18 protein-coding genes are annotated in these 21,492 nt (G+C 71.7%); 7 read left to right on the top strand and 11 right to left on the bottom strand.

All coding sequences use genetic code 11. The features are described from left to right. Nucleotides 1-114: 114 nt before the first annotated feature. Both ACZ434_RS18820 and ACZ434_RS18815 read right to left on the bottom strand, forming a co-directional pair. The gene (locus ACZ434_RS18820) at nucleotides 115-1,425 is read right to left on the bottom strand and encodes an MFS transporter (protein WP_468457115.1); all 1,311 of its coding nucleotides are present in this window, start codon (nucleotides 1,423-1,425) and stop codon (nucleotides 115-117) included. Further along, nucleotides 1,422-2,078 carry a GntR family transcriptional regulator gene (locus ACZ434_RS18815; protein ID WP_468457113.1) on the bottom strand — a complete coding sequence of 219 codons (657 nt, stop codon included), beginning with the start codon at nucleotides 2,076-2,078 and terminating at the stop codon, nucleotides 1,422-1,424. The genes ACZ434_RS18820 and ACZ434_RS18815 overlap by 4 nt, the downstream gene beginning before the upstream one ends. A gap of 197 nt (nucleotides 2,079-2,275) precedes the next feature. Here ACZ434_RS18815 and ACZ434_RS18810 point away from each other — a divergent pair, with 197 nt between their 5' ends. From ACZ434_RS18810 to ACZ434_RS18800, 3 genes are all read left to right on the top strand, one after another. Then, nucleotides 2,276-3,190, top strand: coding sequence for a D-alanyl-D-alanine carboxypeptidase family protein (locus tag ACZ434_RS18810; RefSeq protein WP_468457111.1), 915 nt, complete (start codon nucleotides 2,276-2,278; stop codon nucleotides 3,188-3,190). A gap of 191 nt (nucleotides 3,191-3,381) precedes the next feature. After that, nucleotides 3,382-4,359, top strand: coding sequence for a BRO-N domain-containing protein (locus ACZ434_RS18805; protein WP_468457109.1), 978 nt, complete (start codon nucleotides 3,382-3,384; stop codon nucleotides 4,357-4,359). A gap of 75 nt (nucleotides 4,360-4,434) precedes the next feature. Beyond that, nucleotides 4,435-4,572 carry a hypothetical protein gene (locus tag ACZ434_RS18800; RefSeq protein ID WP_468457106.1) on the top strand — a complete coding sequence of 46 codons (138 nt, stop codon included), beginning with the start codon at nucleotides 4,435-4,437 and terminating at the stop codon, nucleotides 4,570-4,572. A 378-nt stretch (nucleotides 4,573-4,950) separates the two neighbouring features. On the opposite strand, the gene ACZ434_RS18795 is transcribed toward ACZ434_RS18800, so the two are convergent. From ACZ434_RS18795 to ACZ434_RS18780, 4 genes are all read right to left on the bottom strand, one after another. Then, the gene (locus tag ACZ434_RS18795; RefSeq protein ID WP_468457104.1) at nucleotides 4,951-6,354 is read right to left on the bottom strand and encodes a dihydrolipoamide acetyltransferase family protein; all 1,404 of its coding nucleotides are present in this window, start codon (nucleotides 6,352-6,354) and stop codon (nucleotides 4,951-4,953) included. Between the two features lie 11 nt (nucleotides 6,355-6,365). Beyond that, nucleotides 6,366-7,358: an alpha-ketoacid dehydrogenase subunit beta gene (locus ACZ434_RS18790; RefSeq protein ID WP_468457102.1), complete on the bottom strand. Its 993-nt coding sequence runs from the start codon at nucleotides 7,356-7,358 to the stop codon at nucleotides 6,366-6,368. A 1-nt stretch (nucleotide 7,359) separates the two neighbouring features. Then, nucleotides 7,360-8,586: a pyruvate dehydrogenase (acetyl-transferring) E1 component subunit alpha gene (gene pdhA, locus ACZ434_RS18785; RefSeq protein ID WP_468457100.1), complete on the bottom strand. Its 1,227-nt coding sequence runs from the start codon at nucleotides 8,584-8,586 to the stop codon at nucleotides 7,360-7,362. A 404-nt stretch (nucleotides 8,587-8,990) separates the two neighbouring features. Beyond that, the gene (locus ACZ434_RS18780; protein ID WP_468457098.1) at nucleotides 8,991-10,643 is read right to left on the bottom strand and encodes a protein kinase domain-containing protein; all 1,653 of its coding nucleotides are present in this window, start codon (nucleotides 10,641-10,643) and stop codon (nucleotides 8,991-8,993) included. Nucleotides 10,644-10,990: 347 nt separating this feature from the next. Here ACZ434_RS18780 and ACZ434_RS18775 point away from each other — a divergent pair, with 347 nt between their 5' ends. Beyond that, nucleotides 10,991-12,634 (top strand): protein kinase domain-containing protein, encoded by a 1,644-nt coding sequence (locus tag ACZ434_RS18775; protein WP_468457096.1) that lies wholly within the window; start codon nucleotides 10,991-10,993, stop codon nucleotides 12,632-12,634. A gap of 157 nt (nucleotides 12,635-12,791) precedes the next feature. Here the strand turns inward: ACZ434_RS18775 and ACZ434_RS18770 are convergent, their stop codons facing one another. Next, nucleotides 12,792-13,331, bottom strand: coding sequence for a bacterial proteasome activator family protein (locus ACZ434_RS18770; RefSeq protein ID WP_468457094.1), 540 nt, complete (start codon nucleotides 13,329-13,331; stop codon nucleotides 12,792-12,794). Nucleotides 13,332-13,521: 190 nt separating this feature from the next. On the opposite strand from ACZ434_RS18770, the gene ACZ434_RS18765 reads away from it, so the two are divergent. Further along, complete coding sequence (locus ACZ434_RS18765; protein WP_468457092.1) at nucleotides 13,522-14,196, top strand: hypothetical protein; 675 nt, start codon at nucleotides 13,522-13,524, stop codon at nucleotides 14,194-14,196. Between the two features lie 709 nt (nucleotides 14,197-14,905). On the opposite strand, the gene ACZ434_RS18760 is transcribed toward ACZ434_RS18765, so the two are convergent. After that, nucleotides 14,906-15,889 (bottom strand): NAD(P)H-quinone oxidoreductase, encoded by a 984-nt coding sequence (locus tag ACZ434_RS18760; RefSeq protein ID WP_468457090.1) that lies wholly within the window; start codon nucleotides 15,887-15,889, stop codon nucleotides 14,906-14,908. A 132-nt stretch (nucleotides 15,890-16,021) separates the two neighbouring features. Between ACZ434_RS18760 and ACZ434_RS18755 the strand changes: the two genes are divergently transcribed. Both ACZ434_RS18755 and ACZ434_RS18750 read left to right on the top strand, forming a co-directional pair. Further along, nucleotides 16,022-17,044 carry an ATP-binding cassette domain-containing protein gene (locus tag ACZ434_RS18755; RefSeq protein ID WP_468457088.1) on the top strand — a complete coding sequence of 341 codons (1,023 nt, stop codon included), beginning with the start codon at nucleotides 16,022-16,024 and terminating at the stop codon, nucleotides 17,042-17,044. Beyond that, nucleotides 17,041-17,889, top strand: coding sequence for an ABC transporter permease (locus ACZ434_RS18750; RefSeq protein ID WP_468457086.1), 849 nt, complete (start codon nucleotides 17,041-17,043; stop codon nucleotides 17,887-17,889). The genes ACZ434_RS18755 and ACZ434_RS18750 overlap by 4 nt, the downstream gene beginning before the upstream one ends. Before the next feature lie 85 nt (nucleotides 17,890-17,974). On the opposite strand, the gene ACZ434_RS18745 is transcribed toward ACZ434_RS18750, so the two are convergent. The 3 genes from ACZ434_RS18745 to ACZ434_RS18735 are packed head-to-tail and all read right to left on the bottom strand — an operon-like array spanning nucleotide 17,975 to nucleotide 21,419. Continuing rightward, entirely contained in the window at nucleotides 17,975-19,072 is a 1,098-nt protein-coding gene (locus ACZ434_RS18745; protein WP_468457084.1) for a potassium channel family protein, read from the bottom strand. Continuing rightward, the gene (locus tag ACZ434_RS18740) at nucleotides 19,069-20,433 is read right to left on the bottom strand and encodes a molybdopterin molybdotransferase MoeA (RefSeq protein WP_468457081.1); all 1,365 of its coding nucleotides are present in this window, start codon (nucleotides 20,431-20,433) and stop codon (nucleotides 19,069-19,071) included. The genes ACZ434_RS18745 and ACZ434_RS18740 overlap by 4 nt, the downstream gene beginning before the upstream one ends. Next, the gene (locus ACZ434_RS18735) at nucleotides 20,430-21,419 is read right to left on the bottom strand and encodes an NTP transferase domain-containing protein (protein WP_468457079.1); all 990 of its coding nucleotides are present in this window, start codon (nucleotides 21,417-21,419) and stop codon (nucleotides 20,430-20,432) included. Before ACZ434_RS18735 ends, ACZ434_RS18740 begins: the two co-directional genes overlap by 4 nt. Between the last annotated feature and the right edge of the window lie 73 nt (nucleotides 21,420-21,492).

Here is a 21,492-nt window from a genome sequence, read left to right as displayed (position 1 = left end):
AGCCGCACCGCCGCACCGCCGCACAACCGCGGGCCGTCGTGCCTCCCCCAGTGCCCAAAGGGCCCAAAGGGCCTGGGGGGGGGTGCCCCCCCAGCGGCAACACCCCGCGCCCGCCTACACAGGCACGTGCACCGAACTCACCCGGCTCGCCACCAACCGCTCCCGCTCCGCCCGCGCCGCCCGCCTCCGCAGCCGCAGGATCTGCGTGACCCCCAGCGCCTGGAGCACGAACACGGACGAGAAGGCGACGCCGTAGTCGCCGTCCGTCGCGTCCAGCAGCACCCCGACCGCGAACAGCGTCGTCATGGAGGCGACGAACCCGCCCATGTTGGTGATCCCCGACGCCGTCCCCTGCCGCTCCGGCGGATTCGCCGGCCGCGCGAAGTCGAACCCGAGCATCGACGCCGGCCCGCACGCCCCGAGCACCGTGCACAACACCACCAGCAACCACATCGGCGCCGTATCCGCCGGATAGGCGAGCGTCGCGGCCCACAGCAGGGCCGTCGCGCCCACCGTCCCCAGCGCCAGTGGCAGCCGCGCCCCGTGGTGCCGGGCGACGACCTGACCGTAGACGAGCCCGACGACCATGTTGGCCAGCACCACGAGCGTCAGCAGCTGACCGGCGGTGGCCCGCGACAGCCCCTGCGCCTCGATCAGGAACGGCATCCCCCACAGCAGCAGGAACACCATCGCCGGGAACTGGGTCGTGAAGTGCACCCACAGCCCGAGCCGGGTGCCCGGCTCCCGCCAGGACGCGGCGATCTGCCGGCGTACGTAGGCGGCGCCCTGGTGCGGGACGGGGTCCGGTTCCTGGCCCTCGGGGTGGTCCTTGAGGAACAGCACCAGCAGCACGAACACCACGACTCCCGCGAGCGCGCTGCCCGCGAACGCCGCCGTCCAGCCGACGTCGTGCAGCAGCCGGGAGAGCACCAGCGTGGAGACCAGGTTGCCCGCCATGCCGGCCAGTCCGGCCAGCTGGCCGACCATCGGTCCGCGCCGGGCCGGGAACCAGCGGGTGCCCAGCCGCAGCACGCTGATGAACGTCATCGCGTCGCCGCAGCCGAGCAGCGCGCGCGAGGCGAGCGCCATGCCGTACGACGGCGAGAGGGCGAAGCCGAGCTGTCCGGCCGTGAACAGCACGACGCCGATGCCCAGCACCTTCTTGGTGCCGAGCCGGTCCACCAGCAGCCCCACGGGTATCTGCATGCCCGCGTAGACCAGCAGCTGGAGGATGGAGAAGGTGGAGAGCGCCGAGGCGTTGACGCCGAAGCGGTCGGCGGCGTCGAGTCCGGCCACACCCAGCGACGTGCGGAAGATGACGGCGACGAAGTAGACGGAGACGCCGATCCCCCAGACGGCCAGGGCCCGCCGGCCACCGGGAGGGTCCCCCGGCCTGACGGCGGAACGCGCGGGCGAGGCGCTCATCGCACCTCTCCCCTGGCCAGGTGGGAGAACCAGCCCACGTGCCGGTTGACCACCTCGACGGCCGCCTCCGCGTCGCCCGAGCGCAGCGCCCGGAGGATCTCCTCGTGCTCGGCGAGGGTCTTGGCGATGCGGTCGGGGTGGGAGTGCATCACGGCGACGCCCATGCGCAGCTGGCGGTCCCGGAGCTGGTCGTAGAGACGGGAGAGGATCTCGTTGCCCCCGCTGCGGACGATCTCGGCGTGGAAGCACCGGTCGGTGACGGAGGCGGCGGCGAAGTCACCGGCGGCGGCCTGCTCCTTCTGCCGGGCGAGCAGCTCCTCCAGGCGCTCGATGAGGCCGGGCGGCGCGGGTACGGCCTTCCTGGCGGCGTGCTCCTCGACGAGCAGCCGGGTCTCCACGACGTCGGCGATCTCCTGGGCGGAGACCGGCAGCACGAGGGCGCCCTTCTTGGGGTAGAGCCTGATCAGCCCCTCGACCTCCAGCCGCAGCAGCGCCTCGCGCACGGGGGTGCGCGACACCCCCACGGCCTCGGCCAGCTCCCCTTCCGTCAGCAGCGTGCCGCCCTCGTACCGGCGCTCCAGGACGCCTTGCTTGACGTGGCTGTAGACCCGCTCGGCGGCGGGTGGTTGTTTCACGGGGGCCAGGCTGCTCATGCCGACATGATAGATACAACACGTACGCATGGAAGAATTCGTCCACCATGCGGACTGCGCCCCGTGCCGGAAAAGTCGCCCGCCCGCGAGCACAACCATCCGCGTCCACGGCGAGTCGGATAGATGCGGCCCCACTGCCGGCCGCACGTCAACTCTGCCGCAGCACTGGGGCATTCAACTCAATCGGGGTACCTCACTTGAAGATCGGCATTCAGGGCATCCGCCTCCGCAGAGCCGTCGCCGTCGCCGTGACCACCGGCGCCATGGTCTCGGCCGGTGCTCTCTCCGCAGCGCCCGCGCAGGCCGCTCCCGTGCAGGCCGCCGCCGTGCCCACGATCGTCGCCAAGGGCGGCTTCGTGATGAACAACGCGAACGGCAAGGCCCTGTACTCGAAGGCGGCGGACACACGCCGTTCGACCGGTTCCACGACGAAGATCATGACCGCGAAGGTCGTGCTCGCGCAGAAGAACCTGAATCTCGACGCCAAGGTCACCATCCAGAAGGCGTACAGCGACTACATCGTGTCGAAGAACGCCTCGTCCGCGCGGCTGATCGTCGGTGACAAGGTCACCGTGCGCCAGCTGCTGTACGGGCTGATGCTGCCGTCCGGCTGCGACGCGGCGTACGCGCTGGCCGACAAGTTCGGCACGGGCAAGACACGGTCGGCGCGGGTGAAGTCGTTCATCGGCAAGATGAACGCGGACGCGAAGAAGCTGGGCCTGAAGAACACCCACTTCGACTCGTTCGACGGCATCGGGAACGGCAAGAACTACTCCACGCCGCGCGATCTGACGAAGATCGCGAGCAGCGCGATGAAGAACTCCACGTTCCGCTCGATCGTGAAGACGAAGAAGTACACGGCGAAGACGAAGACGAAGTCGGGCGGCACCCGCACGATGGCGCCGTGGACCAACACCAACACCCTGCTCAGCAACTACAAGGGCACGATCGGGGTGAAGACCGGCTCCGGCGCGACGTCCAAGTACTGCCTGGTCTTCGCGGCGACCCGCAACGGCAAGACGGTCATCGGCACCGTCCTCGCCTCCTCCTCCGCCCCCCAGCGCGAGAAGGACGCGAAGAAGCTCCTGGGCTACGGCTTCGGCAAGATCTGACGGTACGGATCGACGGGGGCCCGCCGGCACCGGCGGGCCCTTTCGCATGCCTCACACTGCTGTCCGTCATACACACCTTCGGCGACCTGTACAGCGGTTCCGGCCGACTTCGCTCGCAGTTGTGAACATCATCGAACCGGCTGGCATATGCGCTCCGCGCGACTCTACGTTCCGCAGCGGAGGTGGTTCACATGAATGAACCCAGCAAGCGGCAGGAATCTGCCGAACAACACGAGGCGATCGACGTCAGCGACTTCGTCTACGCGGCGACCGGAGCCCGGGTACGGAGACTGACGATGCCGGACGGAACGCATTGGTTCCCGGCGGTGGACGTCTGCAAGGAACTTGGCCACACCAACTCTCGGAAGGCTCTCGCAGATCACGTTCCGGACGAGCACCGAGAAATGCTCGAGACCGTAACTGGAGGTTACGGTCTCAGCATTCCCGCAGGTAGGGGGTGGCGCCGAGACTTGCACGTCATCTCTCTCCAAGGCCTCATCCTCCTCGTCAACGCCTGCACCAAGCCGGCCTGCGCGCCCTTCAAGCAGTGGGTCGCCGAAGTGATCGAGACGGTTCAGCGGGAGGGTTCGTACTCTCTCGACGAGGCCGAGGTGCAGCCCGTCGGCCCCGGTGCTCCCCTCGCCTACGCCATGCCGGAACAGGTCGCCGAGGCCATCGTCCGGCTGGAGGCTCACAACCTTCAGATGGACGAGGAGCTGGCCGGCGGGCAGCGCGAGTCGATCGCTTTGCAGAAGGAGACGGTGACCCTGCAAAAGGAGCTGCTGGTCACCCAGCAGGCCACCCTCGCCGTGCAGCAGGCCATGGTCCGGGCGATGGAACGCATCGCGGACCGGTTCGACAGCCTCGTCCTCGAACGTCGGACGCCCACGGCCCTCCTCACCGCCCGGCCCACCACCGAATCGGTCCTCGCCCACTGGCGGCAGCGGTTGTCCGTGACCGAGGACGTGTGGGCGGTGGCCGTGGTGATCGCCCCGGTGCTCGTCGAGCAGGGTGAGCTGCGTGAGCCGCTGGAGTCGATCGCCGCCCGTACGGGGCTGTCCGTGCGGCGCGTCAACGAATGCCTCCGCCTGCTGCGCCAGCACGCCTGCATCCGCTCGCGGGGCGGAACCGAGGACGGAGCACCCGTGTACGTGCTCCATCAGGTCTGAGCGGACCGGAACGGCAGGAGGGGCGTCGCATCTCGAATCTGCGGCGCCCCTCCTGCTCATCAATCTAGTCGGTTCGTGGCTGTCTCGGACTCGTCCTCGCCGACCGGGCCGGGCGTCGTGTCCCGCCCCGGAGAGGGCGCGGCCTTCCGGGTCCTGCTGCCCATGACCGACGGCGATGAACAGCCGGCGGCGAACGGCACACCTCACCGCTGACACCCCGTCATCTTCACGCGAAGGAACGGAGGGGCAGTGAATCATGCTCTCGAAAAGAAGGACGTTCAGCACGAAATTACAGATATGGCGCGCACGATGGGTGGTCGTGGGGAGCGGCACTGGCCCTCGTCGCCACCGTGCTCACCTGGACGGCGGCGACCGACGGGCCCGCCCGGGTGCACCGCGACGAGCACCGGCTCACCGGAGCGGACGGAGTCCGCGCACGGAATGCCCATGAGCCGGGGGAGACCGGAAGTCCTCGGCTGCGCGTGCGGGCGCTGTCGGGAGGTCACCCGGCAGATCGAGAAGGTTCCCCGCTGACGGAGCGGGCTCACCGTGGGGACGGTGGGCCCGCTCCGTCGTTTTGCGGTGGTGCCGCTACGCCCAGGTGATCAGCCGCTTCGGCTGCTCCAGGATCGCCGCCACGTCCGCCAGGACCTTGGAACCCAGTTCGCCGTCGACCAGGCGGTGGTCGAAGGAGAGGGCGAGGGTGGTGACCTGGCGGGGCTTCACCTTGCCCTTGTGGACCCACGGCTGGGGCTTGATCGCGCCGACCGCGAGGATCGCGGACTCGCCCGGGTTGAGGATCGGCGTGCCCGTGTCGACGCCGAAGACGCCGACGTTGGTGATCGTCACCGTGCCGGCCTGCATCGCGGACGGCGAGGTCTTGCCCTCGCGGGCCGTGGACACCAGTTCGCCGAGGGATTCGGCGAGTTGGGGCAGTGTCTTGGCGTGCGCGTCCTTGATGTTCGGGACGATCAGACCGCGCGGGGTGGCCGCGGCGATGCCGAGGTTGACGTAGTGCTTGACCACGATCTCCTGGGCCGCCTCGTCCCACGACGCGTTGATGTCGGGGTTGCGCCTGATCGCGACCAGCAGGGCCTTGGCGATCAGCAGGAGGGGGTTCACGCGCAGGCCCGTGAACTCCTTGTCCTCCTTGAGCTCCTCGACCAGCTTCAGCGTGCGGGTCACGTCCACCGTCACGAACTCCGTGACGTGCGGTGCCGTGAACGCCGAGCCGACCATCGCCGCCGCCGTCGCCTTGCGGACGCCCTTGACCGGGATACGGGTCTCGCGGGCGGTGTCGTACGACACCGGGGCGGCGGGGGCGGCGGGGGCGGGCGCGGACACGGGGGCGGCCGGCTCCTGGGCCGGGGGCGCCACCGCCGCGTGGACGTCCTCGCGGGTGATGATGCCGTCCGGGCCGGTCGGGGTGACCGTCGTCAGGTCGACGCCCAGGTCCTTGGCCAGCTTGCGCACCGGCGGCTTCGCCAGCGGGCGTTGCTGCGGGGCGGCGGCGGGGGTGCCGTGCCCGTTCAGTTCCGCCTGGGCGGCCTCCGGCGCCTGCTTGCGGGGGCGGCGGCGTGTCGAGGAGGTCGACACGCCGTAGCCGACCAGCACGGGCTGGCGGGCCGCCGGCTTCTCCCCGGGCTCCGCCGGCTCCTCGGCGGAAGCGGGGGCGGGGGCCGCGGGCGCCTCCTCCGCCGCGGGGGCCTCCTCCGTCGCCGGGGCCGCCGCGGCGCCCGCGACCTCCACCGCGATGATGGACGTGCCCACGTCGACCGTGGTGCCCTCGGGGAAGTGCAGCTCGCGGACCACACCGTCGTAGGGGATGGGCAGTTCGACGGCCGCCTTCGCCGTCTCGACCTCGCAGACCACCTGCCCGTCGGTGACCGTGTCGCCCGGCTGGACGTACCACTTGAGGATCTCGGCCTCCGTGAGGCCCTCGCCCACGTCCGGCATCCTGAACTCGCGTACGGACGCGTTCGTCATCGTCGTCACGACCCTCTCCCTCAGTACGCCAGCGAGCGGTCGACGGCGTCGAGCACCCGGTCCAGGTCCGGGAGGTAGGACTCCTCCAGACGGGCCGGCGGGTACGGCGCGTGGTAGCCGCCCACGCGCAGCACCGGGGCCTCCAGGTGGTAGAAGCAGCGCTCCGTGATCCGCGCGGCGATCTCCGCGCCCGAACCGAAGAACACCGGTGCCTCGTGGACCACGACCAGCCGGCCCGTCTTCTCCACCGACGCCTGGACGGTGTCGAAGTCGAGCGGGGACACCGAGCGCAGGTCCAGCACCTCCAGCGAGCGGCCCTCCTCGGCGGCCGCGTCGGCGACCTCCTGGCAGAGCTTCACCATCGGGCCGTAGGCGACCAGGGTCAGGTCGGTGCCCTCGCGGACCACCCGCGCCTTGTGCAGCGGGCCGGGGATCGCCTCCGTGTCCACCTCGCCCTTGTCCCAGTAACGCCGCTTCGGCTCGAAGAAGATCACCGGGTCGTCGCTCTGGATGGCCTGCTGCATCATCCAGTACGCGTCCGCCGCGTTCGACGGCGAGACGATCTTCAGGCCCGCCACATGCGCGAACAGCGACTCCGGGGACTCGGAGTGGTGCTCCACCGCGCCGATGCCGCCGCCGTAGGGAATGCGCACCACGACGGGCATCTTGACCTTGCCCAGCGCACGCGCGTGCATCTTCGCGAGCTGCGTGACGATCTGGTCGTAGGCCGGGAAGACGAATCCGTCGAACTGGATCTCCACCACCGGGCGGTAGCCGCGCAGGGCCAGCCCGATCGCCGTGCCGACGATGCCCGACTCGGCGAGCGGGGTGTCGATGACACGGCTCTCGCCGAAGTCCTTCTGCAGTCCGTCCGTCACCCGGAACACGCCACCGAGCTTGCCGACGTCCTCACCCATGACGAGGACCTTCGGGTCCTCCTCCAGGGCGCGGCGCAGCGACTCGTTGATCGCCTTGGCCAGGGCCATGTTCTTCGATGTCACGGTCTCCGCCATGTCACTTACCCCCGTCCGCGTCGGCGAACGACGCCTGGTAGGCGGCGAACTGCGCCCGCTCCTCGTCCACCAGCGCGTGTCCGTCCGCGTACACGTTCTCGAAGATGGCGAAGTGGTCCGGGTCCGGCATGGCACGGACCGCTTCGCGCACTCGCCTGCCCAACGCCTCGGACTCGGCCTCCAGTTCCGCGAAGAATCCCTCGTCCGCGTGGTTTGAGGCCTCCAGATAGCGGCGAAGGCGCAGGATCGGGTCCTTGGCCTCCCAGGCCAGCCGCTCGTCGTCGCCCCGGTAGCGGGTCGGGTCGTCGGAGGTGGTGTGCGCGCCCATGCGGTACGTGAACGCCTCGACCAGCGTCGGGCCCTCGCCCGCGCGGGCCCGCTCCAGTGCCCACTTGGTGACGGCCAGGTTCGCCAGCACGTCGTTTCCGTCCACGCGGACGCCCGGGAAGCCGAAGCCCTGCGCGCGCTGGTACAGCGGCACGCGGGACTGCTTCTCGGTCGGCTCGGAGATCGCCCACTGGTTGTTCTGGCAGAAGAACACCACGGGCGCGTTGTAGACCGCGGAGAAGGTGAAGGCCTCGGCGACATCGCCCTGGCTGGAGGCACCGTCACCGAAGTAGGCGATGACGGCGCTGTCCGCGCCGTCCTTGGTGACGCCCATCGCGTAGCCCGTGGCGTGCAGCGTCTGGGAGCCGATGACGATCGTGTAGAGGTGGAAATTGTTCCCGTTGGGGTCCCAGCCGCCGTTGTTCACACCGCGGAACATGCCGAGGAGGTTGGTGGGGTCCACCCCGCGGCACCACGCGACGCCGTGCTCGCGGTAGGTGGGGAAGACGTAGTCGTCGTCGCGGAGTGCCCGGCCGGAGCCGATCTGCGCCGCCTCCTGCCCGAGCAGCGAGGCCCACAGGCCCAGCTCGCCCTGGCGCTGCAGGGAGGTGGCCTCGGCGTCGAAGCGGCGGGTGAGGACCATGTCGCGGTAGAGGCCGCGCAGGTCGTCGGCGGTGATGTCGGCGACGTACTTGTCGAACTCGGCGTTCTTGACGCGCTTGCCCTCGGGCGTCAGCAGCTGGACGAGGGCGGGCTCGGCGCTCCCGCCGGCGCCGGTCGCCTTCTTGGCGGCGGCGGCCTTCTTGGTGGTGCTGGTGGTGCGCTTGGTGCCGGTGGTGGTGCCGGCCTTGCTTCCGGCGCTGCGTCGCGGTGTGCGCGCGGCAGTGCTCTCCACGGTCACGTGTGCTCCTCCGTCGGTCCGGCCCCCGGGGTTGCCGGTAGGCCAGTGCGGCTCACCTGTTACTCGACCACCGGGCACGGGGTGGGTGCCACTCGGCCGGGAACAGGCGTGACAGGTGCCCCGGCGAGCGCCCTGCAAGAGGCACCGTACCCAGTGCTCCACATTTCTGTGAAACCCCATCTGACCTGCGATTTTGCTTGGATTTCCAAGTAAATCGGGGTAGGCCGTGAAGGCGCGCTGGTCACAGCCTTGCAGGAGGCCGGAGCAACGGCACGTTATCCCGGCCACCCCGGGGACGGGAAGAGCCGACTTGGCGGACGGCACGGGGTGCCGCGTGGAGGGTCACCGGGTGCACGGGAGGTGAGGTGCGGGGCCGTTTCGTGGAGGAGCAGCCGCCCGGGGGGTCAGTTCACCCCGCCGGGCACTCCGCCCGCGTCCGCGCCGCCGGCGTCGGCGCCGCCGGGCCCCGTGCCGCCGCCCTCGGTGCCGCCGCCCTCGGTGGTGCCGCCACCTTCGGTGGTGCCGCCGCCCTCGGTCGTACCGCCGCCCTCGGTGGTGCCGCCGCCCTCGGTGGTGCCACCGTCGTCCGTACCGCCCGAGTGGGTCGGCTGCGTGGCCGACGGCGGATCGGTCGGCTCCTCGGTCTCCGGCTGCGACGGCGTGTACGACGGCTCGTACGACGGTGTCCAGCCCCCGTTGCCGCCCGAGCCGCTGCCCGGGTTGGTGTCGGGGTCGGGCGCCTCCTCGGTCTCCTCGTCGCTCGGGGACTCGCTGGCCGTCTTGTCCTCGGTGCTCTGCGAGACGGACGGCGACGGGTCGGTCTTGCCTCCGCCCCCCTCGCCGCCGCTGTTGTTGAGCGCCAGCGCGACCCCCGCGGCGACCGCGATCACGGCGAGCACGGCGAGGATCCACAGCTTGCCGCGGCCGCTGCCCTGGTTGCCATGGCCCTCGAAGCCGCCGTCGTCCCCGCCGCCGTATCCGGCGGGCAGGATCGGCTGCGGGATCGCCGTCGTGCCGGCGGCGTCGGGGTGCGGCAGCGCGGCCGTTCCCGCGAAGCCTGCCGCCGGGGTGCGCGGACCTTCGTGCAGGTCGACGGGGCCGGTGTTCCAGGTGCCGGTGTGACCGCCCTGGTCGTACAGCATCTGCAGCCCGTACTGGACCAGGCCGCGCATCTCCTCCGCCGTCTGGAACCGGTCGTCGGGCTCCTTGGCGAGGGAGCGCATGACCAGCCCGTCCAGCTCTGGCGGGCAGGCGTCCGAGGCCTCCGACGGGGGCGTGGGGATGTCCTGGACGTGCTGGTAGACCACCGACAGCGGCGTCTCACCGGTGAACGGGGGACGCAGCGCCAGCAGTTCGTACATCAGACAGCCGGTGGCGTACAGGTCGGAGCGGTGGTCGACGGCCTTGCCGAGCGCCTGCTCCGGGGAGAGGTACTGCGGGGTGCCCATGACCATGCCGGTCTGCGTCATCGTCGTCGACGCGCCGTGCAGCGCGCGGGCGATGCCGAAGTCCATCACCTTCACGGCGCCGTTGTTGGTGATGATGACGTTGGCCGGCTTGATGTCGCGGTGCACGATGCCGTGCTGGTGCGAGTAGGCGAGCGCCTCCAGGACACCGGAGACGATGATCAGCGCCTGCTCCGGGCCGGGGGCCTCGGCGTTCATCAGCAGGTCGCGGATGGTGCGGCCCTCGACGATCTCCATCACGATGTACGGGACCGACTGGCCGCCGATCACGTCCTCGCCGGAGTCGTACACGGCGACGATCGCGTGGTGGTTGAGACCGGCCACCGACTGCGCCTCACGCGTGAAGCGCGCCTTGGCGATGGGGTCCTCGGCCAGATCGGCGCGGAGCAGTTTGACGGCTACCATGCGGCCGAGACGTACGTCCTCGGCGGCGAACACCTCGGCCATGCCACCCCGGCCGAGCCGGTGGGTCAGCCGGTACCGGCCGTCGCCGACGAGCCCGCCGTTGCCCCAGTTGTCCGGCGCGTCCGAGATGCCGCCGCCAGTCGCCTCGGGGTCGGACGGGCCCTGAGCGCGCTGCTGCTGTGCCATCAGTCCTCGCCGTCGTTTCTGCCCGCGGTGCGCGCGGTGTTGTTACGGTCTCCGTCGGCCCACGCTACAGCCTTTGCACAAGGCTCCGGTCCGAGACGGGCTGCCGGAACCGGCACGAGACGGACCGGTCATGAAACCCGCACTCCGTACTGTCGTGCAAATTCCGTGTACCGGCGGTACGGCCGCTGTAACGCTTCCGCGACGCTTCTTTCGCGTACGGTCACGGAACGGGCACCACGCTTGACGTGTCAGTGGCCTGGGGCAGACTTGGCCGGGAATAGCACTTTCGATCTACCACGGGACAGTCACCGACGGCGGCGCCGGAGAGGCTACGGGGGACGCGGAACATGAGCCAGGACGGCGCACAGGGCCGGTACGCGGGGCGGGCGCTCGCCGGCGGACGGTACCAACTGCGGGACCTGCTCGGCGAGGGCGGCATGGCGTCGGTGCACCTCGCCTACGACAGCGTGCTCGACCGCCAGGTCGCCATCAAGACGTTGCATACGGAACTCGGCCGGGAACAGGCGTTCCGTGAGCGCTTCCGCCGTGAGGCCCAGTCCGTGGCGAAGCTCACTCACACCAACATCGTGTCGGTCTTCGACACCGGCGAGGACGACGTGGACGGCATGACGACGCCGTACATCGTCATGGAGTACGTCGAGGGCCGCCCGCTGGGGTCCGTGCTCGACGAGGACGTCCGGCGGCAGGGCGCGATGCCCGCCGACAAGGCGCTGAGGATCACCGCGGACGTACTGGCGGCGCTGGAGATCAGCCACGAGATGGGGCTGGTCCACCGGGACATCAAGCCGGGCAACGTGATGATGACCAAGCGCGGCGTGGTCAAGGTGATGGACTTCGGCATCGCCCGCGCCATGCAGTCGGGCGTCACGTCGATGACGCAGACCGGCATGGTCGTCGGCACCCCCCAGTACCTCTCCCCCGAGCAGGCGCTCGGCCGGGGCGTGGACGCGCGCTCGGACCTGTACTCGGTCGGCATCATGCTGTTCCAGCTGGTCACCGGCCGGCTGCCGTTCGACGCGGACTCGCCGCTGGCCATCGCGTACGCGCATGTGCAGGAGGAACCGCCGACCGCGTCCTCGGTCAACCGCTCGCTGCCGCCGGCCGTGGACGCGCTGATCGCCCGCGCGCTGAAGAAGAACCCCAACGAGCGTTTCCCCAGCGCCGAGGCGATGCGCGGGGAGTGCCTGCGGGTGGCGCAGTCCTTCCAGGCGGCCCCGCCGAGCATCGTGCCGGGCGCGCAGGCACAGAGCGGCGCGGGCGTCGGCTCCGCGGTGTTCCCGCCGGTCGACCAGGCGACCCCGGCGCCCACGGGCAACGTGCAGACGCCGTACCAGCCGGCCCCGCCGCCGAACCCGTACGGGACGCCGGCCCCGGCTCCGGCCGCTCCGTCGCCGTCGTACGGCTATCCGCAGCACGGCGGATATCAGACGCCCGCTCCGGCGGCGTACTCGCCGCAGCAGGGCGCGTCCACCCCGCCGCCGTACAACATCACCCCGCAGTCGTCGGGCTCCGGCTCCCGCGGCGGCCGGAACAAGCCGGTGATCATCGGCTCGATCGCCGTGTCCGTGCTGGCCGTCGGCGGTCTGGTCGGGGCCCTGCTGATGAACGGCGGCGCGAAGGACCCGCAGGGCGGCGGGGGCTCCAGCCCCTCGGCGTCGGCGACCAAGGCGGAGGGCTACCGCGGGCCGGACACGTCGAGGACGGTCGACGCGGAGGACTGCACCGAGCCGCGGGAGTCGTACAACGACCCGGAGAAGATCCAGCTCCCGAGCTTCAAGTTCAAGGACATCACGTCGGTGAAGAAGTGCGTCCAGGCGGCGGGCTGGGGCTACGAGGTCATCCCCGTCGACGAGAACACCTACGGCGACGGCACCGTCATGCGGCAGATCCCGAGCGCGGACACGGACGTCGAGGAAGACGACGTGCCGAAGATCCAGCTCTACGTCTCGACGGGCAACCCCGCCTCCTGAAACCGCGGCCGTACGCGATACGGCGCACGAAAGGGGCCCGGCATCCCGATGCCGGGCCCCTTTCGATCCTTCGATCCTTCGATCCTTCGATCCTTCGATCCTTCGATCGTTCGGTGGTTCGGTCGTTCGGTCGTTCGGGCAGGGACAGTTGGGACGGTTACAGGTAGGGGCCGCCCGAGCGGCCGCCCATGTGCGGTTCGTCCGGGCCGTCTCCGGCGCCGGGCGGGAGGGCGCGGCGCATCTGCTCCAGCTGGGCACGGGCCGCCATCTGCTGGGCGAACAGCGTGGTCTGGATGCCGTGGAAGAGGCCCTCCAGCCAGCCCACCAGCTGGGCCTGCGCGATCCGCAGTTCGGCGTCGCTCGGCGTCGCCTCGTCCGTGAAGGGCAGGGAGAGCCGCTCCAGCTCCTCGACCAGCTCGGGGGCCAGACCGTCCTCCAGTTCCTTCACCGAGCTGGAGTGGATCTCCTTGAGCCGGGCCCGGCTCGCCTCGTCCAGAGGAGCCGCCCGCACCTCCTCCAGCAGCTGCTTGATCATGCTGCCGATCCGCATGACCTTCGCCGGCTGCTCCACCTGTTCCGTCACCGGGGTCTCGCGGGAGTCCTCGTCTCCGCTGCCGCCGCTGAGCGCCATGCCGTCCTGGCCGACGACCAGGATCTGCGGATTCTCCGGCGACCGTTCGTTCCTCGGCATCTCCATGCCGTCATTGTCTCGCACACCGGTGACCCGGCCCGGCGGCGCCCCCGGAAGCGGCCGGCGCCCGGAGGTCCACCCGACGGGCGCACCCGGAATGCCGGGAACCGTGGGGAATGCGAGGCTGTTTGGCGTCCATCCGGCCCAACTTGCCGACGGTGCGACCGAGCACCGGCCGGCGCGGGAGGTCACGGTCGTGGCTCCATGGCTGCGTGTAGTGGGGGCGACGGTTGTTCTGGGGGCGGGGGCGGCGGTGCTGCCGTACGGCCCGGTCGCGGGGCCCGCCCATGCGGCGACGGCGACGGCGACGGCCGTGGCGTACCGGGCGGCGTCGGGGGTCGGCGCCGGACCGGTGTCCCGGTCGCCCTCGCCTTCGCCCTCGCCGCCCTGGTCCGGCCCCCGGTCCTCCGGTCCGACCGCGTCGTCACCCGCGGCGGCGCCCTCCGAGCGGCCGTCGCGGGGCGGGAACCGGCCGGACGAGGGCCGGGAGCGGCCCGGACGGCACGGACAGACCGAGAACCGGCGGGACACGGAGCCCGGGGAGCGGGAGGAGCGGAGGGAGGCGGACGACGGTGGCCCGGGCACGGGCTCGGGTGACGCGGCCGATCGGCTGGACGCCGGGACCGGCGTACCGCGCCCGGAGCAGGAGGAGGCCGTGTCCCGGACGCCCGCCGCCGATGGCACCCCGCGCGAGGCGCCCGCGTCCCCGGCGGCGGTCCCGGTGCCCTCCACGACTCCGCGGGCGGCAGCACCGGACGCGGCCGCGAGCACCGGACCCGTCCTGCGCATCCTGCCGCTCGGCAGCGGCCTGGTCCTCATCGGCCTGGGCTTCGGCCTCGCCTTCGTCGCATTGCGCATGCGCCAGGCCTGACCGTCCGCTGCGCTGAGGCTGGCGCCGGGCCTGACGGTTCGGTGCGCCGTGGCTGGCGCCAGGCCTGACCGCCCGGAGCGCTGAGGCTGGCGCCAGGCCTGACCGACCGGTGCGCTGAGGCTGGCATCGGGCCTGACGGTTCAGTGCGCTGAGGCTGACGTCAGGCCTGACAGTCCGGTACGCCGTGGAAGCGCCGGGCCCGGCGGTCCGGAGCACCGTGACGGGCGCCAGGCCTGACCGTCCGCTGCGCTGGCTGGCGTCGGGCCCGGCGGTCCGGTGCGCCGTGGCTGGCGTCGGGGCTGACCGCCCGGTGCGCCGTCGCTGGCGTCAGGTCTGGCGGTTCGGTGCGCCGTGGTGGCGCCGGGTTCGCGGGTTCCGTGCCCCGGCCGTGGCGGCACGGGGTTCCGGGGGCCGGCGGCTGGGGGTGGGCGGCCGGGTGCTGTATTCGGATGACAGCCCCCAGCGGGGGGCCGGCCGACGTGCCACGCCGCCGAGATCTCCGGGAGCTCGTACCCGGAACCGGACGGCCTCCCGGAGCACGTACACCAATCACACGACTGGGCCGCCTCCGGGAGCCCGCGCGCCTGCCAGGCCGGACGGCCGGTGCCGTATCCGGATGCGGGCCCGGCCCACGCGCGCCACGCCCGCCGGGGGCCGGGTTCTGCCCCGCCGCTCCGGCAGCCGGGCCGGAGCGGGTGGTCTGTCGGGGTCAGGCCGTCGTGACCAGCAGGACCTTGCCGATGTGGCCGCTGTCCTCGACGACCCGGTGGGCGGTGGCCGCGTCCGGCATCGGGATCTCGCGGTCGATGACCGGGCGGACGTGGCCGGCCTCGACGAGCGGCCAGACGTGTTCCCGTACGGCGGCCACGATCGCCGCCTTCTCCGCCGCCGGCCGCGCCCGCAGCGAGGTCGCGCTGATGGCGCCGCGCTTGGCGAGGAGGGCGCCGATGTTCAGCTCCCCCTTGACCCCGCCCTGCATGCCGATGATCGCGAGCCGGCCGTTGACCGCGAGTGCCTGGACATTGCGGTCCAGGTACTTGGCGCCCATGTTGTCGAGGATCACGTCCGCGCCCGCGCCGTCGGTGGCCTGCTTCAGCTCGGCGACGAAGTCCTGCTCCCGGTAGTTGATCAGGATGTCGGCGCCGAGCTCCGCGCAGCGCTCCAGCTTCTCCTCGGTGCCCGCGGTGACCGCGACCCTCGCGCCGACGGCCTTGGCGAGCTGGATCGCCATGGTGCCGATGCCGCTGGAGCCGCCGTGCACGAGGAAGGTCTCGCCGGGGCGCAGGTGGGCGACCATGAAGACGTTCGACCAGACCGTGCAGACGACCTCCGGGAGCGCCGCCGCCTGATCGACGGTGAGCCCCGCCGGCACGGGCAGCAGCTGCCCGGTCGGGACGGCGACCTTCTCGGCGTAGCCGCCGCCCGCGAGGAGCGCGCACACCTCGTCGCCGACGGCCCAGCCGCTCACCCCGGGGCCGAGGGCGGCGATCCGGCCGGAGCATTCGAGACCGGGGTAGGGGGACGCGCCGGGCGGGGGGTTGTAGAAGCCCTGCCGCTGGAGGATGTCGGCCCGGTTGACGGCCCCGGCCACCACCTCGACCAGGACCTCGCCCTCGCCGGCCACCGGATCGGGGACCTCGCCCCACACCAGCGCCTCGGGCCCACCGGGTTCGGGAATCGTGATCGCATGCATGAGGGGACGCTACCTCCGGGGGCGCCCGGGCCACGGTCGCGGCTGACGGAAAATCCATGTGCGGGACCGATGAGTTTGCGCCACGGTGAGAGTCTCTCCCTGCGTAGCCCAGCACGCGGAAGGACCCGAAGCATGAGCACGCAATCGTCCGGCCCGGCGATCGAGACCGTGGGCCTGGTCAAAACCTTCGGTGAGACGCGGGCCGTCGACGGGGTCGATCTGACCGTGCCGGCCGGCACGGTGTACGGCGTCCTCGGACCGAACGGCGCCGGAAAGACCACCACCGTGAAGATGCTCGCCACCCTGCTGCGGCCCGACGGCGGCGAGGCCCGGGTCTTCGGTCACGACGTCGTCCACGAGGCCGACGAGGTGCGCGGCCGGGTGAGCCTCACCGGCCAGTACGCGTCCGTGGACGAGGACCTCACCGGCACCGAGAACCTGGTCCTGCTGGCCCGGCTCCTCGGCCACCGCAAGCCAGCCGCCCGTACCCGCGCCGCCCAGCTGCTGGAGGCCTTCGGCCTCACGGAGGCGGCCGGGAAGCAGGTCAAGCAGTACTCCGGCGGCATGCGGCGCCGTATCGACATCGCCGCCTCCATCCTCAACACCCCCGACCTGCTGTTCCTCGACGAGCCCACCACCGGTCTGGACCCGCGCAGCCGCAACCAGGTGTGGGACATCGTGCGCGCGGTCGTCGCCCAGGGCACGACCGTCCTGCTGACCACGCAGTACCTGGACGAGGCCGACCAGCTGGCGTCCCGGATCGCCGTCATCGACCGCGGCAAGGTGATCGCCGAGGGCACCAAGGGCGAGCTGAAGGCGTCCGTCGGCGCCGGCTCGGTCCACCTGCGGCTGCGGGACGCGGACCGGCGGCCCGAGGCCGAGCGGCTGCTGCGGGAGCTGCTGGCCGCCGAGGTGCAGCCGGAACCCGACCCGGTGGCCCTCACCGCCCGCCTGAGCGCGGCGACCAGCGACTCCGCCGCCGACCAGGCGGCACGGGCACTCGGTGAGCTGACCCGGGCGGGGATCACGGTGGACAACTTCTCCCTGGGGCAGCCCAGCCTCGACGAGGTCTTCATGGCGCTGACCGGGCGCGACACCGCCCGGGACGCCGAGAACGGCACCGGCCCCGACCCGAAGGACGAGGTGGCGGCATGAGCACGGCCACGAGCACCGAGAGCAAGGAACTCGCGCCGGTCAGCACCGAGTCGCTGGCGGCCCTGCTGGTCGCCAAGGAGCGCCCGCCGCGGCCCGGCTCGCTCTCCACGTCCCTGACCTTCGGCTGGCGCGCCATCCTGAAGATCAAGCACGTGCCGGAGCAGCTGTTCGACGTCACCGCCTTCCCGATCATGAACCTGCTGATGTTCACGTACCTCTTCGGCGGTGCGCTGGCGGGCTCGGTCGACGACTACATCCAGTTCGTGCTGCCGGGCATCCTGGTGATGTCGGTCGTGATGATCACGATGTACACCGGGGTCTCGGTGAACGTCGACATCGAGAAGGGCGTCTTCGACCGGTTCCGCTCACTGCCCATCTGGCGGCCGTCCGCGATGGTCGGCTATCTGCTCGGCGACGCCCTGCGCTACACCATCGCGTCCGTCGTCATGCTCGCCATGGGGCTGCTGCTCGGGTACCGGGCGGACGGCGGTTTCCTCGGCGTGGTCGCCGGGATCGCCCTGCTGCTGGTGTTCTCGTTCGCCTTCTCGTGGATCTGGACCATGTTCGGGCTGATGCTGCGTACCGAGAAGTCGGTGATGAGCGTCAGCATGATGGTGATCTTCCCGCTCACCTTCCTGTCCAACGTCTTCGTCGATCCGCGCACCATGCCGGGCTGGCTCCAGGCGTTCGTCAACAACAGCCCCGTCACCCACCTGGCGTCCGCGGTGCGCGGTCTGATGGCGGGCGACTGGCCGGCCGACGAGATCGCCTGGACGCTGGGCTGGTCCGGGCTGTTCGTGGTGGTCTTCGGGCCCATCACGATGCGGCTGTACAACCGCAAGTAGCCGGAACCGGGCCTGCCCCGGAGCCGGTCGGGCTCCGGGGCGGGCCCGGTTCTCGCGAGCGCCGCCCGGTTCCCGCGAGCGCGGCTCAGCTTCGGGGGAGCGGGCGGATGTCGGGGGCCACCTGGGTGCCCGGCGTCGCCCGCACGATCGTGATCAGCCGGTCGGTCAGCTCCAGGGTCCCGACGTCCGGGTCGTCGTAGCCCAGCACCCGGTGCCCGCGTACGACGCTCACCACCAGGTCGTTCGTCTCCCGGGGGGTCTTGCCCACCTCGGCCTTTATGACCGGCCGCTCGACCATGTCGAGCCCGGACCCCTGCTGGATGAGGTCCTCCATGACCATGCCGGCCGAGGGGCTGAGCACCGACAGCCCGAGCAGCCGCCCGGCCGCGCTGGCACTGGTGATGACCGCGTCGGCACCCGACTGCTTCAGCAGTGGGGCGTTCTCCTCCTCGCGCACCGCGGCCACGATCTTCGCGTTCCGGTTGAGCTGCCGTGCCGTCAGCGTCACCAGGACCGCCGTATCGTCGCGCTGCGTCGCGATGATGATCTGCCGCGCCCGGTACACCTCGGCCTGTTTCAGCACCTCGCTGCGCGTGGCATCCCCTATGACACCCGCGAAACCGTCCGCCGCGGCCGCCTCGATCGCCTTCGCACTGGGATCGACCACCACGACCTGCTCCTTGCGGAGCCCGGTCGCACAGACCGTCTTGATCGCGGACCTTCCCTTGGTCCCGAATCCGACGACAACGGTGTGATCGCGCAACGTGGACCTCCAGCGGTTCAGTCGCCACTCCTCCCGGGTTCGTTCGGTGAGGGCCTCGAGGGTGGTGCCGACCAGGATGATCAGGAACAGCACGCGCAACGGCGTGATGACGAAGATGTTGGTGAGCCGGGCACCGTCACTGACCGGCGTGATGTCGCCGTACCCGGTGGTGGAGAGGGTGACGGTCGCGTAGTAGAAGGCGTCGAGGAGGTCGAGAGGCCCGTCGGAGTTGTCGGCGTAGCCGTCGCGGTCGGCGTACACGATGAACGCCGTCACCACGAGCACCACCAGCGCCATCGACAGCCGTTTGGCGACCTGGCGGACCGGATGCTCCACCAGTTTCCTCGGGAGTTTCACCCGATGGGTCACCAGATGTTCGTCCGCCTGGCGAGCTATGGCGTCCTGGCCCGGAAGTTTCACGTGAAACACACCCCGATTCCTCCGGACGCCCACGGCAGGTCGAGCAGTTCCGCCTCCTCGCCGGGACCCGAACCTCCGGGGGGTACGACGGCGAGCGCGTCGGCCGCCGCGACACCCCGCAGCATGGCCGGACCGTTGTAGAGCAGCGGCAACGCCCGGTCACCGCGCAGGGCGACCGGGATCAGCCGTGTGTCGTACGGGTGCCCCTGCACGGCGTCCCGCAGCGGCAGCGTGTACGGCTCCGGGGCGGGGCGGGCGGCAAGGGTCCGCAGGAGCGGCTCGGCGAGGGTGAGCAGGCCGGAGACGGCGGCCAGCGGGTTGCCCGGCAGACCGACGAGATACTGGCCGTCCTTGACGCGGGCCAGCAGCATGGGGTGGCCGGGGCGCACCTGGACGCCGTCCACGAGCAGTTCGGCGCCGAGGCGGCGCAGCGTGGGGTGGACATGGTCGACCGGGCCCGCGGCGGTGCCGCCGGTGGTGACGACGACATCGGCGTCGCAGCCGGTGAGCGCGTCGTGCAGCGCCTGCTCGTCGTCGCCGACCCGGCGGACGTCGGTGACCTCCGCGCCGAGCGCGCGCAGCCAGGGCGGCAGCAGCGGGCCGAGCGCGTCCCGGATCAGTCCGTCGTGGGGCAGACCCTTGCCGAGCAGTTCGTCGCCGAGGACGAAGACGGCGGCGCGGGGGCGGGGGACCGCCATGAGCGTGTCGTATCCCGCGGCGGCGGCCATGCCCAGGACGGGCGGGGTCACCAGGGTGCCCGCGGGCAGCAACTGGTCGCCGCTGCGGCACTCCTGGCCGCGGGGACGGATGTCCTGACCGTGGGAGACGGTGTGCGGCGGGCGGTCGGCGGCGGTGGCGTGCAGCCGGCCCTTGTCGTCCGTGCGACCGTGCTCGCTGCGGAGGACCGCGGTGGTGTCCGGGGGGACACGGGCGCCGGTGGCGATCCGGACGGCCTCGCCGTCGGTGAGCGGCGCGTGCTCGGCGTGCCCGGCGAGAACGCCTTCCTCCCGTACGTCCCAGGGTCCGGGACCGGAGACCGCCCAGCCGTCCATCGCCGAAGTGTCGAAGGAGGGCAGGTCGGTGAGGGCCGTGAGGGGGGCGGCGAGGGTGAGACCGAGGGCGGAGTCGAGGGGGACGGCGACCGGCGGGAGACAGCCGGTGCGGCCGCGGGTGCCGTGGCGCGGTGCGCGTTCGGCGATGGCGCGGGCCTCGGTCCAGGCGGTGCCGCGGAGGTGCGGACGGTGCGAGCCGCCGCCGTGGTCGCCCGGGGAGCGGTCGGGGCGTTTGTTCACGAGGGCGAGCGCCTCCTCGACGTCGAGGTCGTCGGCGTCCTCGTCGGCCCGGGTGCCGTGCGCGGTCATCCCGCGTCCGGGCGGGTGTCGGGGGTCGCGTCGGGTGTGGTGCCGGCGGACGGGGGCCCGTCCGCAGGGGCGGCCTCGTCCGCCCAGCGCTGCGCGAGCGCCGCGGCCTTGCGGGCGGCCTCGGCGACGGCCTCGCGGTCGCCGCCCGCCCGTGCGGCCGCGTAGCCGACGAGGAAGGTGGTCAGCGGCGCGGCGGGCCTGGCCACGCCGTGGGCTGCGTCCCGGGCGAGGTCGAGCAGCGCGCCGGTGTCGACGTCCAGGTCGATGCCCAGCTCGTCCTTGACTGCGGAGATCCATTCATCCAACACGTGTCCATGCTCCCTGATGCGTGCCCTGGCGGTGGCGATGTCGTCCCAGGTGTCGCAGTCGAAGGACGCCACCGGGCCGGAGATGCGGGTGAGATCGAGGGCGCCGGTCAGCCGGCGCAGGGGGAGTCCGGTCAGGGCGCCGTGCCGGCCGGTCAGCGCGGCCAGTTCACGGCGCAGGGACGCGGCCCGGTACGCGGCGACGAGCGGCTGGTCCCGGCCGTCGGAGTCGGTCAGCAGCACCCCGTCCGCCGTGCCCCGGCCGAGGGCCGCCAACAGCCGCCCGACGGTGCTGCGGTCGAGGAACGGCAGGTCGGCGGAGAACAGCACGACATGGCCGGCCGTGGTGTGCCGGAGTCCGGCGTCGAGCGCGGCGAGGGGGCCGCCGCCCGGGGGCTCCTCGCGGGCCCAGACCACGGGGCGCGCGGTGGGGCGGGGGTCGGCTACCACGACCGTGGCGCGGGCGTCGGCGCAGGCCGTGAGCACCCGGTCGAGCAGGGCCCGTCCGCCGACGCGCACGCCGGGTTTGTCCGCGCCCCCGAGCCGCCGGGCGGCACCGCCGGCCAGGACGACGGCGTCGTACACGACGTCGGGTACCCCGCGGTGGCTGCCCGGGGGACCGCCCCGGGGATCACCGGAGGGGCCGCCGGACGGATCACCGGGTGGCTGATACTCGGTCACCCCCCGAGTATGCGTGCCCCCGCGATCACAGGGAACGCGGGGGCACACGGATGCGGGTGGGGAGGCCGGGAAG

Source organism: Streptomyces sp. NPDC030893, from assembly GCF_055571535.1.
Note: the sequence above shows the minus strand (reverse complement) of the source record. Positions and strands in the feature narration are given on the sequence as shown.

Excerpts from the sequence above, each read along its gene's own strand:
- ACZ434_RS18820 (WP_468457115.1), bottom strand. The coding sequence starts at position 1,425 with ATGAGCGCCTCGCCCGCGCGTTCCGCCGTCAGGCCGGGGGACCCTCCC.
- ACZ434_RS18815 (WP_468457113.1), bottom strand. The coding sequence starts at position 2,078 with ATGAGCAGCCTGGCCCCCGTGAAACAACCACCCGCCGCCGAGCGGGTC.
- ACZ434_RS18805 (WP_468457109.1), top strand. The coding sequence starts at position 3,382 with ATGAATGAACCCAGCAAGCGGCAGGAATCTGCCGAACAACACGAGGCG.
- ACZ434_RS18790 (WP_468457102.1), bottom strand. The coding sequence starts at position 7,358 with ATGGCGGAGACCGTGACATCGAAGAACATGGCCCTGGCCAAGGCGATC.
- ACZ434_RS18780 (WP_468457098.1), bottom strand. The coding sequence starts at position 10,643 with ATGGCACAGCAGCAGCGCGCTCAGGGCCCGTCCGACCCCGAGGCGACT.
- ACZ434_RS18775 (WP_468457096.1), top strand. The coding sequence starts at position 10,991 with ATGAGCCAGGACGGCGCACAGGGCCGGTACGCGGGGCGGGCGCTCGCC.
- ACZ434_RS18770 (WP_468457094.1), bottom strand. The coding sequence starts at position 13,331 with ATGGAGATGCCGAGGAACGAACGGTCGCCGGAGAATCCGCAGATCCTG.
- ACZ434_RS18760 (WP_468457090.1), bottom strand. The coding sequence starts at position 15,889 with ATGCATGCGATCACGATTCCCGAACCCGGTGGGCCCGAGGCGCTGGTG.
- ACZ434_RS18755 (WP_468457088.1), top strand. The coding sequence starts at position 16,022 with ATGAGCACGCAATCGTCCGGCCCGGCGATCGAGACCGTGGGCCTGGTC.
- ACZ434_RS18750 (WP_468457086.1), top strand. The coding sequence starts at position 17,041 with ATGAGCACGGCCACGAGCACCGAGAGCAAGGAACTCGCGCCGGTCAGC.
- ACZ434_RS18740 (WP_468457081.1), bottom strand. The coding sequence starts at position 20,433 with ATGACCGCGCACGGCACCCGGGCCGACGAGGACGCCGACGACCTCGAC.